Consider the following 661-nt stretch of genomic DNA (forward strand, 5'->3'; position numbering starts at 1 on the left):
ACATACTCTACACCTTCAGTTTCTAGACATTTTACAAATAACTGTGCAACGTTCATCAAATGCCTCCTATTTTCGTTTTTGAGCTAGCATTTATCTAGCATAGATTGATTCTGGAGGATGTCCCTTGTCTTTTATTCGGAAGTAATTGTTTACAGCACTTGAATCTATGTCAACTGTAGGGTATCATTTATAGATCAAATGTTAAAAATTCCCTACGCTCCTGTTAGATTGTCAAATCCAATCCGTCGACTCCGTTCAAGGGACATTCGCATCCTGAACGCGACAATTCCAAAAGAGCAAGAGATAGCAACAGAATGTTGACCTACAACAAACAAACGCTAGGGGAATTATACCAGATTACACAATAGCAAGTCCAAAAATTAGGTTTGGATGACAAGATGCGATTTTTGGCAGTAAATGGTAGACAAAGTCGCAGAAAAAACTGAATCGATGTTAGTTGTCTAACTTTTGATTGATCAGGAGATTTTATGGAGACCGCACAAAACCAATCTGCTATTGACACACAGACAATCAACATTATTGACTGTGATTTACATCATTCGACAAAAAAGCAGGAAGATCTATTCCCCTACCTGCCTCGGCATTATGTAGAACACATCAAAGACTTTGGCACGATGATGCCCGGGGTTGGATATACAAA

This window comes from Candidatus Poribacteria bacterium (assembly GCA_021295755.1).
Lineage (GTDB): Bacteria > Poribacteria > WGA-4E > WGA-4E > PCPOR2b > PCPOR2b.